Below are 16,372 nucleotides of genomic sequence, written 5' to 3'. Positions count from 1 at the left end.
TACTTTTTTGTAACATTTTTGGTTTGTTCAAATAATAATTATTAAATACTGGAGATAAACATAATAATGAAAAATTCAAATATAAAGCGAAGCTTTAATCGCTCGTTAGCTGCTATCGCAGTTGGGGCATGTTTAGCTGCGTCTCCGATGACTTTTGCCGATAATGTTAGTGGCTCTATTTACGGTAAAGCCATTCAGGGTAAAAGTGTAACAATTCAGAACCCAGCGACAGGTTTTAAACGCGTTGTTGTTGTTGGTGAAGATGGCCGTTTTAACTTTTCTAAGTTGCCGACAGGCAAATATACTGTCGACAATGGTGTAGATACTCGAAACATCTTAGTCGCTATTGGTAAGGGCAGTAATGTTGATTTTACAGAAGTTTCTGAAATTATCTCTATTGTGGGTAATTCTTTAGTTAGTATCGATACCACATCGGTAGAATCGACTTCAGTCTTTACTGCTGAGCAAATAGACTTATTACCGGTAGCAAGAGATTTGACATCAGTTGCTTTGTTAGCTCCTGGAGCAACAGCAGGTGATTCTGGTTTAGGAAATGGTAATACGGCCTCTTTTGGTGGTTCGTCAATTGCTGAAAATGGTTATTTTATTAATGGTTTCGATGTTACTAATATTCGTAACTTTACCTCTTTTGCTGACCTTCCTTATGATGCTGTTTCACAGCAACAAGTTCGCACCGGTGGTTATGGCGCAGAATACGGTCGTTCATTAGGTGGCGTTGTTAGTTTAGTAACTAAACGTGGTTCAAATGAATGGAAATTTGGTGGCTCAATTGAATCTACGCCAGCAAGTTTTAGAGAAGATGGCAAAGATGTTACTTCTCGCGATCCTGATTTAGAATACTCTAACCGTTATTCTTCATTCCGCTCAGCTAATGAATTTGACTCTTTATCCTATAATGCCTATGCATCAGGCGCTATTGTTGAAGATAAACTATTCTTTTTTGGCTTATTTGAAGGCCAAGATGATGAAAGCAATACCTTTGGCAAACAAACAAGTGAGACAATGAAAGACGACTCACCAATGTACTTGTTAAAGCTTGATTGGAATATCTCAGACGACCATTTATTAGAGATGACTTACATCGATAATGAAGAAACACAAGAATTTACCTCATACAGTAACCCTGAAGGTATGTATTACACTGGGACTCATGGTGAAGCTGCTGACCCTTATGAGATCACCAAAGGTGGCGATGTTACTATCGTTAACTATACCGGATTTTTAACTGATGATTTCTCAGTAAGTGTTCTTTGGGGCAACATGACCAATGAACTAGAAACGCGTAACCCTGATATCGGCCCTGGCGCTGAATGTGAGTTAGTATTCGATCGCCGTGAAACACCTTCAAGTTCACAAAGCATTGGTTGTTGGGGTATTGCTCAAGGCCAAAGTACTGTGCCTGAAGCTGGGATCGCTTCTGATACTGATGAACGCGACTCTTTACGTTTAGGCGCAGAATGGATTCTAGGTGAACATACACTTCGTGTCGGTTATGACCAAGAGAAATTTACCTCGACTAAACGAGGCACTACCTTTACAGGTGGCGAATACTGGCGCTGGCATGTAGCTCAAGATGTTGACGGAGCAGGCGGACAAAGCGTCAATGGTGCATTTGTAACAGCAGGTGAAGAATATATTCGCCATAGAGAAAGTAATACGGGTTCTGCTTCTTATGAAGTTGAAAACACAGCATTTTATATAGAAGACACTTGGCAAGTTACTGATGAGTGGATGGTGTACTTAGGTTTACGTTCTGAAGGCTTTGAAAACCGCAACGGTGATGGCGATTCATTTGTTAAATCTGACAGTGAATTGGCGCCGCGTTTGGGCTTCTCTTGGGATATGGATGGCGATGGTAACAAAAAACTTTTCGGTACTGCCGGACGTTACTTTATGCCAATCGCGGCTAATACAAATATTCGTGCTGCAGGCACTGAATGGAGCTATGAAGAGTACTTTTATGTAGACAGTGCTGATGAAAATCCAATCACTGCTGCTCCTGATAAAGTGGGCGACGCTATTGGTACAAGAAACTCTAACGGTGATGATAAAGCGCCTGATTCAAGAACCGTAGCGGCAACAAACTTAAAACCTATGCATCAAGATGAATTTATTCTTGGCTATCAACAGCAGGTTGATGACTGGATTTTAGGTGCCAAGGCTATTTACCGTGAAGTTAAAGATGGCATGGATGATTACTGTTCTCATCAGCCATTTATCGATTATGCAACAGACAATGGTTATAATGATTTCGATTATAAATCAATGGCTGGCTGTATGATGATGAACCCAGGTAATGATTTTTCTATTGCGCTGGATCTTAACAATGACGGTAATTACGACGTAGAAAGTGTTCCTGAAGAATACTTTGGCCTAGAAAAATACAAACGTACTTATAAAGCTTTAGAATTCACTTTCGAGAAGCCTTTTGCTGACGGTTGGTTCTTGCAGGGCTCTTATACTTTAGCTAAAAGTGAAGGTAACTCAGAAGGTTATGTTAACTCGACTCTAGAGCAAGAGGATGCAGGTTTAACACAAGACATTGATAATGCATTATTTCAGCATGGTGCCTATGGTGCTTTACCCAATGATCGTCGTCACACCTTTAAAGCTTTTGGTGCATACCAAGTTAATGATGAGATTTCAGTATCTGCTAATTTCAGTTTACAATCTGGTCGTCCAAGAAACTGTGTTGGTTTTATTCCGCTTGACGAACTTAGAGATGAGTTAGGTGTTGATGCTGGCGGTTTAGCTAATTACGGTGCTTCATCGTTTTACTGTGGTGGTGTCTTAGGTAATCGTGGCGATCAAGGCCGTACTCCATGGGTTAAAAATGTTGACCTAGGTTTAACATATAAGCCGGAATATGTTGATGGCTTAACCGTGAAAGTCAATGTTAGAAATGCCTTTAACTTTCAAGAAGTCACTGAATACAATGAAACAGGTGACGTAGGCTCGGCTTCATCGAGACTGCCTAACCCTAACTATACGACACCGGTAAACTACCAAGCTCCACGTAGAATTACACTGACTGCTCGTTATAGTTTCTAATTAAATAGTAAAGTTAAACATATTTAAATTAGCCAAGCCGTTCAGGTAAACTGAGCGGCTTTTTTATAGATGAATTTAGGCACTTCTTGCTATTACATTAAAGTATTAAGGGGGAGGACCACCTGGACCACCTTGGTTTCCACCAGTATCACAAGATCCAAACGAATTAGCAGGTATTTCAGCTTTAAATCTAGGCCTCATCATGAAAGGAAAGGAAGAGGTTAAAACGTGCGCTTCTTCGGTTAACGAGAGGCTAAATGGCAAGATAGTTAAGTGCTCACTTTCGCTAAAGTGAACAACATTGACTCCTGTGCTGTTGTTTATAAGTGCACAGCTATTTGTCATAGTACTTACGCAATGTTGAATTTAAGGTTACGCTATGCTTTTTTACACTATATATATTAAGAGGTAATGCTTTGCTACAGCGGACTTTATATTTATTACGCCATGGTGAAATTGCTACACCGGGTATTTTAGCCGGTAAAACAGATGTCGCACTTTCTGAAAATGGCTTGCAACAGCTGTGGGACGTTAGCCAAAAATTACCAGAGATATCCTTTTGTATCAGTTCACCTTTGCAACGTTGTCAGGTGTTTGCCAAAGCATACTCATTAAAATACAGCATTAATCTCCAATTAAGCGATAACCTTAAAGAAATGAATTTTGGTGATTGGGATGGACAAACCTATCAAGCCTTGTGGCAGATAAAAGCCAGTGCTCTGCAGCCTTCACTGGGTGATTTTTGGCAAAACCCTTGGCAGCATACTGTGCCTAATGGTGAAGCTATGGCTGATTTTGTTAAGCGTGTCGATACTTGGTGGCAAGAATGGCTCGCAGACGCACCCGAAGGAAATACCTTGGTGGTTGCGCATGGTGGTGTTATCAAACACTTAATTGCGCGTGTACTTAATTTGCCTATGCCGGGCACGGTTCACATGAGTCATATTGATATTCCTTATGCAGGGCTAGTTAAAGTTAATATTTATACTGATGATAGTGGCGTTGATTGGCCAAAAATAGTGTGGTGATAAGTTACCTCGATAAGTCAATGAATTCGGTGTTATTGGCAATTAAACCTTGCTATTTTTAGTGAGCAGACGATAATCTCCAAACAAAATTATATAACTCATTTTTAATGTGGGAATGTGGTGAAAAACCGCAACTGTACCCGCAACTGTAAAAGCCTTTTAGTGGTAGTTAATAACCATAAAGCTTAAGTCAGGATACCCATTAATTTAGAGTCATTTGCCTATCAAAATGACAGGCAAAACCAACAAAGTCGAGCGGGTTTACTCGAACATTGTATTGTCGACTCTTGAGTTTTTCATATACTAAGAGATTGATTGTGCTCTGTTTGATGCTCCTTAAGTGTCAATAGTATGTGAGTAGCAATTTTTGAATAGTAGCCAGGATCAATCCTCATCAATAAATACCGCTAATACCGCATTGCTTTCAGTGCAGCATCTTTCTTGGCATGCCGACAGCCAACTTATTTTAGATGATATTTCTTTCACCATTAAAAAAGGCAGTTTTACTGGTATTTTAGGGCCTAATGGTGCCGGAAAGTCTAGCTTACTTCGCTGCTTATATCGTTACGTAAAACCTGATTCTGGTTTGGTGCAATTTAATCAAAAAGATATTTGGCAAAAGTATGACGCCTATCAATATGCGCAAGATATCGCTGTAGTTTTACAAGAAACACCCACCCATTTTAACTTAACTGTTCATGACGTTGTTGCGCTGGGTTTACTGCCACACAAAGGTCTATTTACCCGTGAACAAGCCAGCGACCGACTTAAGATAGACCGTGCTATTAAGCAAGTTGGCTTAGTGGATAAAAACTTACAAAATTTTGAACATTTATCCGGTGGAGAAAAACAACGCGCACTTATAGCTCGTGCTATCGTGCAAACGCCCAGCTTACTTATTATGGACGAGCCAACCAGTCATCTTGATGTTCGCTACCAAATTCAGGTTATTGAATTAGCTAAATCGCTAGGCATCACGGTTATTGCGTCTTTTCATGATTTAAACCTTGCCAGTGCGATGTGCGATCAACTGCTGGTGTTAGATAAAGGTAAACTGGTTGAGCAAGGGTCACCACAAGCGGTGATCACCTCTGAAATGTTATCAAATGTATTTGGTGTCTGCGCGCAAGTCTCTCTTCATCCACAACATAAGGTTCCTCATATTTCTTATTTCTATGGCTACGATACTCAAGAAAAAACGGCAGAAAGTAGAGCGTTACCTCATGTTTAAGGTCAATCATTCGTGGATTATTTTTCTGACCTTAGCTTTTGGTGTTATCAGCTTTATTGCGTCGTTATCTTTAGGTGCTGCAGATATTAGTTTTAGCGATGTTACTTCGAGTCTACTGGCTAGTTTATCCACAGATAAAGACGCGAGCGAGGTGATTTTTTATGAGCGTATTATTTGGGAATTACGTATGCCGCGCGCTATTTTAGCTTTTTTAGCGGGTTGTGGCTTAGCGGTTTCTGGGCTGATTTTACAAACGGTAACGCGAAATCCATTAGCCGACCCTTATCTTTTTGGTATTTCTTCAGGGGCTTCTTTAGGAGTCGTTATATCTATTGTTTTATTGGGCAGCACTATTTCTGTTGTAACACCTGTCGCGGCTTTTGCGGGCAGTTTAGTGGCGATGCTAATGTTGCTAATGATCTCTGGTCGTCGGCAAAGTCAACAAGTTGAATCTATGCTATTGGCTGGCGTAGCGTTATCGTTTTTGTTCAGCTCGTTTACTAGCTTGTTACTTTATCATACCGATCCACAAGCGGTTACGGCGATATTATTTTGGACTATGGGCAGTTTTTCGCGTGCGCAATGGTCTATTTTATGGTTTCCCGCGGTCGTTATTATTAGCTGTGTCATTATGATGTTAGCGTATCGACGCCAACTGAATGCAATGTTGCTAGGCGATGAAAGTGCTACAACCTTAGGTATTAATGTTAACCGCTTTCGCTTAGTGATGTTGGTACTGAGTTCACTGATCACCGCAACGTTAGTCTCTTTGTGTGGTGGTATAGGCTTTGTTGGCTTGATGATACCCCATATTGTACGATTTTTTGTTTCTCAAGGTACTGTTTTTGGCATTATGTTAACGGCTTTAGTCGGTGGTATTTTTATGATTTGGGTGGATGTATTATCGAGAGTTGTACTAGAAAACCAAGAGCTACCCGTAGGTGTTATCACTTCTGCTTTGGGGAGCTTATTCTTTTTATCCTTGTTGTACTTTCGCAAAAATAAAGCTTAAAGGAGCTATTGATGAACTTTGCTATTAAAAAAGTAACTGATGTGTTTAATCAACAGATCCAGTCGACTATCGATGGAAAAACTAAACCACTCGGCGCATTAGGCCAACTAGAAGATACCGCTAAAATTATTGCCGCTGTGCAGTTATCAATAGTAAATACTGACCAACAATCATTGAGTATTAAACATCCTAGTTTATTTATATTTGCCGGTGATCACGGTGTCGCAGCGCAAGGTGTTTCTATTGCACCTAGTGAAGTGACCTCACAAATGGTCGCTAATTTTGCCAGCGGTGGCGCGGCGATCAATGTCTTTTGTAAGCAGCTTGGTTGGCAGTTAAGTGTGGTAGATGCGGGTATTTTATCGCCAATCGATAATTGTTCAGGCGTTATCAATCAACGTATAGGCAATATCACCGCACCATTAAATATCGCCCCAGCGATGAGTCTAGCGCAAGTTGAACTCGGTTTTGAAAAAGCGACTGCTTTGGTCAAATCAGTTCATGAAAAAGGCTGTAACTTAATCGCTTTTGGTGAAATGGGAATTGGTAACACCACTTCTGCCGCAGCTATTATGGCCGCTGTTATGGGTATTCCAGCCAGTGAATGTGTTGGACGAGGTACTGGCGTTAGTGATGAAATAGTAAAAATCAAACAACAGGTCATTGAGCAAGCATTAGTGCTTCATCAAGGAAGTCTCAACAGCCCTAAAGAAATTTTAGCGTCTTTAGGTGGTTTTGAAATCGTACAAATTACCGCAGCTATGTTAGCGGCGGCCGAACAAGAAATGCTTGTTGTTGTTGACGGTTTTATTTGTACTGCCGCCGCTATGCTCGCTATCAGTATTAATAAAAATGTTAAAGATTATATGATTTTTGCCCATTGCTCGGGTGAGCAAGGTCATCAAAAAATGCTTAGCCATTTGCAGGTTAAGCCGCTATTAAATTTAGGTTTACGCTTAGGGGAAGGCACAGGCGCTGCATTAGCACTGCCATTAATTCAGGCGGCTGTGGCTTTTTATAATGATATGGCAAGCTTTACTCAGGCGCAAGTGACCGATGTTACTGGTGCTAACACTAACAAAGCTGAAGATTAAATGACTAAGCAATCACGCTGGCAACAATGCCAACAACAATACTATTTGTTGTTACTTGCTTTAAGTTTTTTTACTCGTATACCGGTGCGTTTACCTGAGGTGGTAAAACCTGAAATGCTTCATCAAGCGAGCCGATATTTTGCCTTAATTGGTTTGTTTATTGGTGTGATCACCGCCTCTATTTTAGTGTTGTTGGCGAGCTTTTTACCCATTTCTTTAGCGATACTTATTTCTATGGCGGCGAGCTTATTGCTTACCGGCGCTTTTCACGAAGATGGTTGGGCTGATGTTTGGGATGGCTTTGGTGGTGGTTGGACCGTTGAACAAAAGCTAAACATTATGAAAGATAGCCGTTTAGGGACTTATGGCGCAGCCAGCTTATTTTTCATTTTAATGATCAAATATCAGAGTTTAGTGTTATTAAGTAGCCATAGCAGCAATCCTTTATTAGCACTTTTTGTGGCATTGATTATAGCGCATACCTTAAGCCGAGCCGTCAGTACCAGTTTAATCTTTAGCATGGCTTATGTCAGCGAAGATGCACAATCAAAAGTTAAACCTTTAGCGCAGCATTTATCTCTAAAAGGCTTGTTAATCTTATTAATTACCGCAGCGGTGGTGATGTTTAGCTTATTACCAGCCGTGCATTGTTTAGTACTAATAGCGGGCTTATGGCTAATGCGTCTTTTATTAATATTTTGGTTTAATCGTCAATTAGGTGGTTTTACTGGTGATTGTTTAGGAGCTGCGCAACAAATTTTAGAAGTGGCGGTTTATGCTATTTTACTGGTCTTAGCGTCTCCAGCGACAACATTTTTGACGGAGGCAGGCCTATGAAAATTAGTGATGCTAATACACTTCATCTAATTTTAGGCGGAGCACGCTCAGGAAAGTCGAGCCTCGCCGAAAATATTGCCAAACAGGCTGAATCAGCAGGGCTAACGATATGTTATCTCGCTACGGCGCAAGCCCATGATAAGGAAATGAGCGCACGTATTTTACAGCATCAAGGCGAACGTCCTCAACATTGGCAACTGCTTGAATCGCCGTTGTATTTAGCTGAGGCACTTCAACAAGCATTGCAAAGCAGTGATTGTGTGCTGGTTGATTGCTTAACACTTTGGTTAAGTAATTGTTTATGCCATCAAGATAGCGAGTTTTATCGCCAGCAAAAGTCACTGTTTATCGAATTTATAACGCTATTTATTAGCGATACCAACGCCTATCAATCAAAAAAACTTATTTTTGTTAGTAATGAGGTCGGGCATGGCATTGTGCCTATGGGCGAGCTGTCGCGACAATTTGTCGACCAAGCAGGTTGGCTGCATCAAGAACTAGCTACATTAGCCAAGCAAGTCGATTTTGTTATCGCTGGATTACCACTAACATTAAAAAGTGACGCGTTGATAAGTAAAATATCGGAACAACAAAATTAATGAAAACATTAATGGTGCAGGGCACCACCTCTGACGCTGGAAAGAGTACCTTGGTTGCTGGTTTATGCCGAGTATTTGTAAATTTAGGTTATAAAGTAGCACCGTTTAAGCCACAAAATATGGCTTTAAATAGTGCTGTTACTAGTGATGGTGGTGAAATTGGTCGGGCGCAAGCACTACAAGCAGTGGCCGCAAAGATTGCACCACGTGTTGATTTTAATCCGATATTACTTAAGCCTAATAGCGATACGGGGGCACAAGTGATTGTTCATGGTCGAGCCATATCAAATATGGAGGCGACCAGCTACCACGACTATAAAAAAGTAGCGATGGACGCTGTCCTCGAATCACATCACCGTTTAGCGAAAGAGTTTCAGCTGCTAATGGTTGAAGGGGCAGGTAGCCCCGCAGAGATAAATTTACGCGCTAATGATATTGCTAATATGGGCTATGCCGAAGCCGTTGATTGTCCAGTGATCCTCGTTGCTGATATCGATCGGGGGGGTGTTTTTGCTCACTTAGTGGGGACACTCGAGCTATTATCACCTTCAGAGCAAAACCGCGTGAAAGGTTTTATAATTAATCGCTTTCGTGGAGACATTAACTTATTAACGTCTGGACTTGATTGGTTAGAAGAGAAAACGGGTAAGCCAGTATTAGGGGTATTACCTTATTTACACGACTTAGCACTTGACGCCGAAGATGCCGTTGCGATTGAAAACAAGGTTGAACAAGCCAAAATAAATATTGTTGTACCGTTATTACCGCACATAAGTAACCATACCGACTTTGATACGTTACGTTTAAACCCTGAAATAAATTTACGTTATGTCAAAATGGGCGAGCGGATAAACAATTGTGACTTAGTGATTTTACCCGGCAGTAAAAATGTTATTTTTGATCTGCAATTTCTTAAAGAACAAGATTGGCAAAGTGATATAGAGCGTCATTTGCGCTACGGTGGTAAAGTGTTTGGTATTTGCGGTGGTTATCAAATGCTTGGGCAAACTATCAGCGATCCTGAAGGTATTGAGTCAACGATTGAGGCGATAACGGGTTTAGGTTTACTCGAACTTACTACTGAATTAACCGCAGAAAAAAAATTAGCACAAGTCTCTGCCACTATGACCTTGGGCAGTAAAAGTTGTCAGGTCAAAGGTTATGAAATTCATTATGGTGTTTCTACCATGACGGCTATTGATAATAAAACGCCTGTGCCTCTGTTGTTCAATAAAAGTGACAATCAGACCAGCGATGGTTGTGTTTCAAATGATAATCAAATAGCGGGTACTTACCTACATGGTATTTTTGATGAAGGGGCTGCGACACAATTATTAGTTGACTGGTTAGACAGTAACAATGACATCCAGCGGACGATTAATCTTGATGAACACCGAGAGCAACAGCTTGAACGTTTGGCTAATGTTTGCCAGCAATACCTAAAAATATCAGCGATTGAAGATATTATTAACAACAGCAAAACGACCACACCCTAGTGCTTTAAAAGCGCCTCTTAAAAAGTAAAAGGCTTAATAAAATGACAAAAAGATTTATATCCTTCGCCGTAATAAGCTTATTGCTGATAGTCATACCCAGTAAAAGTTTTGCTGAGCAATCGGCAAAGCGCATCGTTGCCTTAGCGCCACATATTGTTGAAATGTTATTTGATATTGGTGCTGGCGATAAAATAGTCGGTGCGGTTGCCTATTCCGATTACCCTAAAGCGGCGCTAGATATTCCGCGTGTTGGCAGCTATCACGGCATGCAAATAGAAAAATTATTGGCATTGAATCCTGATTTAGTTATTGTTTGGAAGTCAGGCAACTCGCAAAGTGACATTGATAAAATGAAACGCTTAGGACTAAAAATTGTTTTTAGTAATCCAGTAGATATTGCGGATGTTGCCACTGAATTACGTTATTTTGGCGGTTTAACCGGACATCAACAGCAAGCAGAAAGTGTCGCGTTAGCTTATGAACAACGTTTAAAAAAATTACGGCTCGATAATAAAACTAAGCAAACCATCCCTGTTTTTTATCAACTGTGGTCAGAGCCAATGATGACCATTAATGGCACAACTTGGATAAATCAGTTAATTGAAGTGTGCCAGGGAGTGAACGTTTTTAAGGATAACCCGACGCCTTATCCAAAGATAAGCACGGAAAACGTTATTGTTGCCCAGCCGCACTTAATGATTTTACCGGATGAAAACTCCGATAAACCACAACCCATTATTGACTGGCAAAAATGGCCAGAAATACCCGCGGTGAAAAACAATAAGTTTATTCACGTTGATGCAGATTTATTACATAGATTCAGTACCAGAATGTTAAGTGGTGTTGCAGATATGTGTGAAAAAATTGATCAGCAAAGATAGCGGTTCAATTTACTGAGCTGATTGATGATTTATCTATCAGCTCAGTAAATTAAAGGCTAAGCCGATGATAATTTTGCGCAGCCCCAGCCATGGTAATTACCACGGGAAGTAATGCTTTTTATTGAGCTTAATTTAAGTCTAATATGTTGTCATTACACGACAAAGTCTTGATAAATTAAACTTTTCATATTACATCGAGCTACGAGTCATATCACCGCAGGTTATTCATCTTAAATAGCAAAGTGATACAACAAAAAACACCTGCTGAGTTTAGCTACTACATTAGTTCTGCAGACGTAATTGCTATGATAAAAGATTCAACAAGTCATTGGCCGGCTAGCAGCAAGTGACACTTGATATGACGTTCAATAAGGTCGTTCTCGAACTCAGACAGATGAATGCAATTAAACCCTTTAATATTGTGCGTTAACTAAACTTAATATAGCACTGAGTAAAAATAAAAAAGGGCACATAAAATATGTACCCTAAATCAAATTATTTTTTAATGTCTTACCTTTAAGAGAATCTTATTCAATAAAGGCAATTGCAGATGGGTTTAATTCTGTTGCAAGTCTTGGAAATGCTTTAAGGTTAGTTTCAGTATTTATAACATCAACGCCTGGCTTCTCTGGATTGCTTACGCTAAGCCAAAGAAAGTTGGCAGCATCTAAAGCAATATAGCTAATTTGTTCGGTGCCTGTAGCCGCTACCTTTTCATTAGCAATAACACCCGTTGTCGGGTTAAAGGTATATACCGTTGAAAGCTCATAATAACTTGGCGTAAAAAATGTTTCACTGGCAACAAAATAGCCTTTTGTTTCGGATACAACGACGCTTGAACCAATATAAGCACCGGTATTATTTTCAATATCTGCAGCAGACAAAACACTGCTCAAGTTATAATCACTTGTCGCTATCGCTTCGATGCGACTAGAGGTTAAGTCAGCACTGCTATATGAGTTACGTGTTGTAACATATACCGTATCGCCTTGACTCACTATACTATGACCCAGTGGGTTTAAGCCTTGAAGCGGAATACCTTTAAGATTATCATTTTCATCAGCATTTGTTTCAATCTCTTGGTCTGTCGCTGTATCAAAAACGGCTACATAAGCTGTGTTTGGTGAAAACGAGTCTGATAAACGTTGCATAGCAATAAACAGTTTACCGTCGGCAATTGTCGCTGAGGCAGGGTTTGGTGTGCCATTACTATTGTTATCAGCGATGTAGCTAGATAGATCTAATTGACCTAATTTGAAATCTTCAAATTGTGTTGCCTGAGGATTAACAATCCAAACTTTGTCTGAACCGTAACGTAAAAGATAAGCTTTGCTTTCATTGACCGACACTAAGTCATAGGGATTACGAGTATTTGAATCGCCGGTATCTTGGGTTGTATATGACCAAACTTCTGTATCAAGGGCATCAGCATTATATTTTGAAATAGAATCAATATTATAACGGCCAATGTGAAAAACGTCTTTATTGTAGCTACGAACAGTATAGTCAGAGGCATCTTTAATATAATAGCCTTTGGTGACCTGCTCTGTAATTGGGTCTAAGGTCACAACTTCAGAGCCTGAAAAATCAGGTGCAACTGTTTGAACAACCGCGAATGATGGTGTGTCTTTCACATCACCGACACTCACTTGAATAGCCAATTCACCGGTTAAGTTCTTTTTACTGTCATCCGTTGCAACAATTGTGACAGCGAAAGGACCGACTTCACCGCTGTCAAAATCAGGAGCCTCTATAAAGCTTAATTCACCACTTTGTGTAATGCTAAATAAACCACTTGAATTACCCGTAAGTGAAAGTACGATAGCGTCTCCATCGGCATCAGTAGCATTATAGGTGCCAACTGATGTTGTGTTTTCTTCTATCGTTGGGCTACTTGCGCCGGTAACTATTGGTGCGACATTGTTTTTTGAACTTCCGCCACAGCCTGCAAGAGCAAAAGTGCTCAGTACTAAACTTAATGGTAATATGTGTTTTTTAAAGCTAGTTAACATTTAAAATCCCTTAATTGTGTATTTTATTTTTAAGCTACGACCCTGCGATGTTCTATTCGCAAGATCTTGGTATTTGTCGTTAAATAAATTATTGGCGGCAAAAGATATTCTATGTTTGCCTTTTTTCCAGTTGACTGAAAAATCTGATACGGTGCGGTTGGCTGGATTACCATTACCTACATGACCGTTATTATTTTGAATTCTGTTAATGAGATTGAAGTACAAGTCTTTATCTTTACTTACTTTAAATGACATGTTCCATGCGGAATTTACCTTGTATTTCAACGCTACACTGTACTGTTGATGATATATACCAGGTAGTTTCTTCTTATTAAATGCGACAAATTTTGATGTGGTTTCACTATCTATAATATTGGCTTGTAGTGCGAAAGATAATTGTGTTAATAATTGATAATTTGTTTGAATTTCAATACCTAACAAGTCTGCATTACTGACATTTCTATAGCTACCGACATTACTTGAGTTAAAAATGGCGACAATTGAATTTTCTAATTTTTGTTGGTAAATAGATGAAGATATAGACAGACTTTTGTAAAGGTACTGCCCACCCATTGAGAGTGTTTTTGCTTCCTCTGGCAATAAATTATCGTTGCCTTTAAAGGAGCCTCTATCACCAAATAATTCGTACAATGTCGGTGTTCTCACACCATTACTTAAGTTACTGGTAACTTTTAAATTACCTTGCTTAAAGCTTAACCCGACTTCAGTTGTTTGATAATTATCATTGGCTACAAACTTAGCTGCACTGGATTGATTAATCGCTATGTTTGAATTTTTCTCTTGTAGGTTACTCAACAATGCATACACTTCTATAGGGAGTGACTCGGGTTGCCATTCAATGCGAGAGCCTATGTTGAGTTGTTCTTGTTTTGCTGAAATATCACATGACGCTATACCATTACATTGTGTTGGTTTTCCGTTGTGTTCGCTAACAGAGCTGAAATTTTGTTTATTAAAACTGACAAATGGCACTAGATTAAACTCGTTCCATGTAAGGTAAGGTTTAAAGCCGATATGTTTTTTTGTTGTTTCATAATCATTGATATCAAGTTTTATCGAGTCGGGACTTGAAATATAACGCTCATCTTTATTTTCAGCGTAGGCTTCAAATTCTATTGAATTTAGCCAAGGGGATTTGCTTAACCATTGATGTTGATAGCTATAGCGTAAGTTGTCAGAGTTTAACGTCGAATTGTTTTCAGGGGAGTTGTTTTGGTAATTAGGCAGGGCTTTTTCTTGATCGTTATACTGTACATTGACCCTGATCTGATGTTGATTAAATTGGAATATGTCGTTTATAAAAAAAGACTTCTTTGTAAACTCATTATTTCTTAATGCTTGTCTGTCAGACGTATCACTACTACTAAAGCCCGCTGGAACGATAAAATCGTAATCGTTGTCACTGTTAATATAATGACCACCAAAAGACAGACTGTGAGTTTTAAATGCTTTATTATAAAGAGCATTAACTTCTTGATAGCCAAATGAGCCGGTGGCCAAGGTTAATTTACTGGAGTCTTCAGTGGGGTTGTAAGTGTTAATGCGAATAACACCACCTATAGGGGTAGCGCCGGTACCAATCGCTTGATTTTTACTGATTTCAATACTTTCAATTTGTTCTGTGGGTATCTGGTTTAAATCAAAACCACCAAATTGGCTATCGTTAATCAGTTGACCATCAATATAAAGTTGGACCTGCTTACTACTCGACCCTCTAATTGAAACAGAGACAGGATTACCAATGCCACTTATTTGGCGAATTTGAATGCCATTTATCGACTGTAAAATATCGGCAAGCGTTTGCGATGAGTATATAAAGCTTTCGCGATGTAATACTTGATAATTAGGTGTATTAAATGACTGATCATTAACAACTTCAATGACTTCTATATCGTCAGTTGACACGTCTTCTACTTGCGCAAATACAGGCATCGCTATGAGTAAAGGAACAAAGATATTTCGTAAATAAGAAAAAATAATAACCTCAAAAAATTTTGAGGGAGGTACGGAAGGATCATGACAACTAGCTATTGCTAATGTCATTAAATTCCGTAGCGCCCACCGCACTGCAAGTCATTCGATATCATTTAGGCCGGTCTCCGGGCTTAACTTTACATAGCGTAAAGTATTACCGTTGCGGGGGCAGCGTTAGAATTATGCATAGCATGTACTAACTTCCCGATTATCTCTAATTCATACCTTGTTGAAGTATAAATATTGAGCACCTAATCAATTATGGTCGTTATTTTGAGACTATTAATATAGCTTGTCAACAGTTAGAGTATTAAATCTATAGTTCATGGCTAGTTAGCTTTAATCGTTCGGCGGGTTTAACGCAACGTCATTTACGCTTTATTTTGACCCAGCCCTTTGAGTTCAGAGGTAAAACATGTCGTATTATCAGAAAAATTTTGTTGCCAGACTATTTTATCTGATGGTATTAACGATGATCTGGTGAGGCATTTTTTGAAGTTACTGACACTTTAGTGACGGCAATTTCTTCTTTTTAATTAATAATGAGTCGTTCAATAACAGCCGATAAAACCTAAGCTCTACGGTAGGTATTTATTGTCTGCCAATTTCACCTAGGCTGTTTAATGGAGAGTTTGGCTAGTCATTATCAGCGACAATTGTCATTGTTATTGATTCGCTATATCCACTGATTTTAAAGTTAATTTTTCAATAATATTAGCTAGCTGATTTTTTTCTTCAGCACTTAATACCGATAATAGTTCTTGCTCACGAGCTAGCACCATAGGTATTAACTGTTGATATATAGCCAAACCTTGCGTGGTTAGTTTTAATAGCGAAGAGCGTTTATCGGATTTATCTGTGTTTTTAACCAATAATCCCTGAGCTTGCATCCTTGTTATTGCGCGGCTCGCCGGCATTTTTTCTAAGTTAGTTTGTTCACCTACCTGCTTTGCGGATAATAACTCTCCGTTACCTAAGCTGGCTAGCACTCGCCATTCTTGACGAGAAAGCTCAAATCTTCCTGTGTAAATATCAGCAATGTTATCACTCACTTTTACTTGTAGTTGCGTCAGCTGATAAGGAAAAAAGTTGGTTAAGTGTAAGCTTTTCATCGT

13 protein-coding genes and 2 riboswitches are annotated in these 16,372 nt (G+C 39.4%); of the genes, 9 read left to right on the top strand and 4 right to left on the bottom strand.

What is annotated here, in order from left to right; translation table 11 throughout:
• Nucleotides 1-66: 66 nt before the first annotated feature.
• Nucleotides 67-3,072 (top strand): TonB-dependent receptor, encoded by a 3,006-nt coding sequence (locus H4J62_RS13090; protein WP_182216643.1) that lies wholly within the window; start codon nucleotides 67-69, stop codon nucleotides 3,070-3,072.
• Between the two features lie 105 nt (nucleotides 3,073-3,177).
• Here the strand turns inward: H4J62_RS13090 and H4J62_RS13085 are convergent, their stop codons facing one another.
• Nucleotides 3,178-3,417, bottom strand: a complete 240-nt coding sequence (locus H4J62_RS13085) for a hypothetical protein (RefSeq protein WP_182216645.1) — start codon at nucleotides 3,415-3,417, stop codon at nucleotides 3,178-3,180.
• Nucleotides 3,418-3,488: 71 nt separating this feature from the next.
• Between H4J62_RS13085 and H4J62_RS13080 the strand changes: the two genes are divergently transcribed.
• The 8 genes from H4J62_RS13080 to H4J62_RS13045 all read left to right on the top strand — a co-directional run bounded on the left by H4J62_RS13080 (nucleotide 3,489) and on the right by H4J62_RS13045 (nucleotide 11,250).
• Entirely contained in the window at nucleotides 3,489-4,100 is a 612-nt protein-coding gene (locus tag H4J62_RS13080; RefSeq protein ID WP_182216647.1) for a histidine phosphatase family protein, read from the top strand.
• 72 nt (nucleotides 4,101-4,172) lie between these two features.
• Nucleotides 4,173-4,322, top strand: a riboswitch (cobalamin riboswitch).
• 145 nt (nucleotides 4,323-4,467) lie between these two features.
• On the top strand, nucleotides 4,468-5,331 hold the full coding sequence (locus tag H4J62_RS13075; RefSeq protein ID WP_220465963.1) for an ABC transporter ATP-binding protein: 864 nt from the start codon (nucleotides 4,468-4,470) through the stop codon (nucleotides 5,329-5,331).
• Complete coding sequence (locus H4J62_RS13070; RefSeq protein WP_182216649.1) at nucleotides 5,324-6,343, top strand: iron ABC transporter permease; 1,020 nt, start codon at nucleotides 5,324-5,326, stop codon at nucleotides 6,341-6,343. The genes H4J62_RS13075 and H4J62_RS13070 overlap by 8 nt, the downstream gene beginning before the upstream one ends.
• Before the next feature lie 11 nt (nucleotides 6,344-6,354).
• Nucleotides 6,355-7,437 carry a nicotinate-nucleotide--dimethylbenzimidazole phosphoribosyltransferase gene (gene cobT / locus H4J62_RS13065; RefSeq protein ID WP_182216651.1) on the top strand — a complete coding sequence of 361 codons (1,083 nt, stop codon included), beginning with the start codon at nucleotides 6,355-6,357 and terminating at the stop codon, nucleotides 7,435-7,437.
• The gene (locus H4J62_RS13060) at nucleotides 7,438-8,274 is read left to right on the top strand and encodes an adenosylcobinamide-GDP ribazoletransferase (RefSeq protein ID WP_182216653.1); all 837 of its coding nucleotides are present in this window, start codon (nucleotides 7,438-7,440) and stop codon (nucleotides 8,272-8,274) included.
• A complete protein-coding gene (gene cobU / locus H4J62_RS13055; protein WP_182216655.1) occupies nucleotides 8,271-8,873 on the top strand; it encodes a bifunctional adenosylcobinamide kinase/adenosylcobinamide-phosphate guanylyltransferase in 603 nt (200 codons plus the stop codon). Before H4J62_RS13060 ends, cobU begins: the two co-directional genes overlap by 4 nt.
• Nucleotides 8,873-10,369 (top strand): cobyric acid synthase, encoded by a 1,497-nt coding sequence (locus tag H4J62_RS13050; RefSeq protein ID WP_182216656.1) that lies wholly within the window; start codon nucleotides 8,873-8,875, stop codon nucleotides 10,367-10,369. The genes cobU and H4J62_RS13050 overlap by 1 nt, the downstream gene beginning before the upstream one ends.
• A gap of 41 nt (nucleotides 10,370-10,410) precedes the next feature.
• Nucleotides 10,411-11,250, top strand: coding sequence for a cobalamin-binding protein (locus H4J62_RS13045; RefSeq protein ID WP_182216658.1), 840 nt, complete (start codon nucleotides 10,411-10,413; stop codon nucleotides 11,248-11,250).
• Nucleotides 11,251-11,777: 527 nt separating this feature from the next.
• Here the strand turns inward: H4J62_RS13045 and H4J62_RS13040 are convergent.
• The 3 genes from H4J62_RS13040 to H4J62_RS13030 form a co-directional block, all read right to left on the bottom strand.
• On the bottom strand, nucleotides 11,778-13,262 hold the full coding sequence (locus tag H4J62_RS13040; protein ID WP_182216660.1) for a cadherin repeat domain-containing protein: 1,485 nt from the start codon (nucleotides 13,260-13,262) through the stop codon (nucleotides 11,778-11,780).
• Entirely contained in the window at nucleotides 13,263-15,326 is a 2,064-nt protein-coding gene (locus tag H4J62_RS13035) for a TonB-dependent receptor (RefSeq protein WP_259364952.1), read from the bottom strand.
• 29 nt (nucleotides 15,327-15,355) lie between these two features.
• A riboswitch (cobalamin riboswitch) is annotated at nucleotides 15,356-15,527 on the bottom strand.
• 395 nt (nucleotides 15,528-15,922) lie between these two features.
• Nucleotides 15,923-16,369 (bottom strand): MarR family winged helix-turn-helix transcriptional regulator, encoded by a 447-nt coding sequence (locus tag H4J62_RS13030; protein WP_182216662.1) that lies wholly within the window; start codon nucleotides 16,367-16,369, stop codon nucleotides 15,923-15,925.
• Between the last annotated feature and the right edge of the window lie 3 nt (nucleotides 16,370-16,372).

The sequence above is a fragment of the Colwellia sp. BRX8-5 genome, from assembly GCF_014077325.1.
GTDB lineage: Bacteria > Pseudomonadota > Gammaproteobacteria > Enterobacterales > Alteromonadaceae > Colwellia_A.
This window is presented reverse-complemented; position numbering and strand designations above follow the sequence as displayed.

What these genes read in the sequence shown, in the direction of transcription:
- H4J62_RS13030 (WP_182216662.1), bottom strand. Translation starts at nt 16,369, where the DNA reads ATGAAAAGCTTACACTTAACCAACTTTTTTCCTTATCAGCTGACGCAA.
- cobT (WP_182216651.1), top strand. Translation starts at nt 6,355, where the DNA reads ATGAACTTTGCTATTAAAAAAGTAACTGATGTGTTTAATCAACAGATC.
- H4J62_RS13045 (WP_182216658.1), top strand. Translation starts at nt 10,411, where the DNA reads ATGACAAAAAGATTTATATCCTTCGCCGTAATAAGCTTATTGCTGATA.
- H4J62_RS13060 (WP_182216653.1), top strand. Translation starts at nt 7,438, where the DNA reads ATGACTAAGCAATCACGCTGGCAACAATGCCAACAACAATACTATTTG.
- H4J62_RS13070 (WP_182216649.1), top strand. Translation starts at nt 5,324, where the DNA reads ATGTTTAAGGTCAATCATTCGTGGATTATTTTTCTGACCTTAGCTTTT.
- H4J62_RS13090 (WP_182216643.1), top strand. Translation starts at nt 67, where the DNA reads ATGAAAAATTCAAATATAAAGCGAAGCTTTAATCGCTCGTTAGCTGCT.
- H4J62_RS13040 (WP_182216660.1), bottom strand. Translation starts at nt 13,262, where the DNA reads ATGTTAACTAGCTTTAAAAAACACATATTACCATTAAGTTTAGTACTG.
- H4J62_RS13050 (WP_182216656.1), top strand. Translation starts at nt 8,873, where the DNA reads ATGAAAACATTAATGGTGCAGGGCACCACCTCTGACGCTGGAAAGAGT.
- cobU (WP_182216655.1), top strand. Translation starts at nt 8,271, where the DNA reads ATGAAAATTAGTGATGCTAATACACTTCATCTAATTTTAGGCGGAGCA.
- H4J62_RS13085 (WP_182216645.1), bottom strand. Translation starts at nt 3,417, where the DNA reads ATGACAAATAGCTGTGCACTTATAAACAACAGCACAGGAGTCAATGTT.
- H4J62_RS13035 (WP_259364952.1), bottom strand. Translation starts at nt 15,326, where the DNA reads ATGACATTAGCAATAGCTAGTTGTCATGATCCTTCCGTACCTCCCTCA.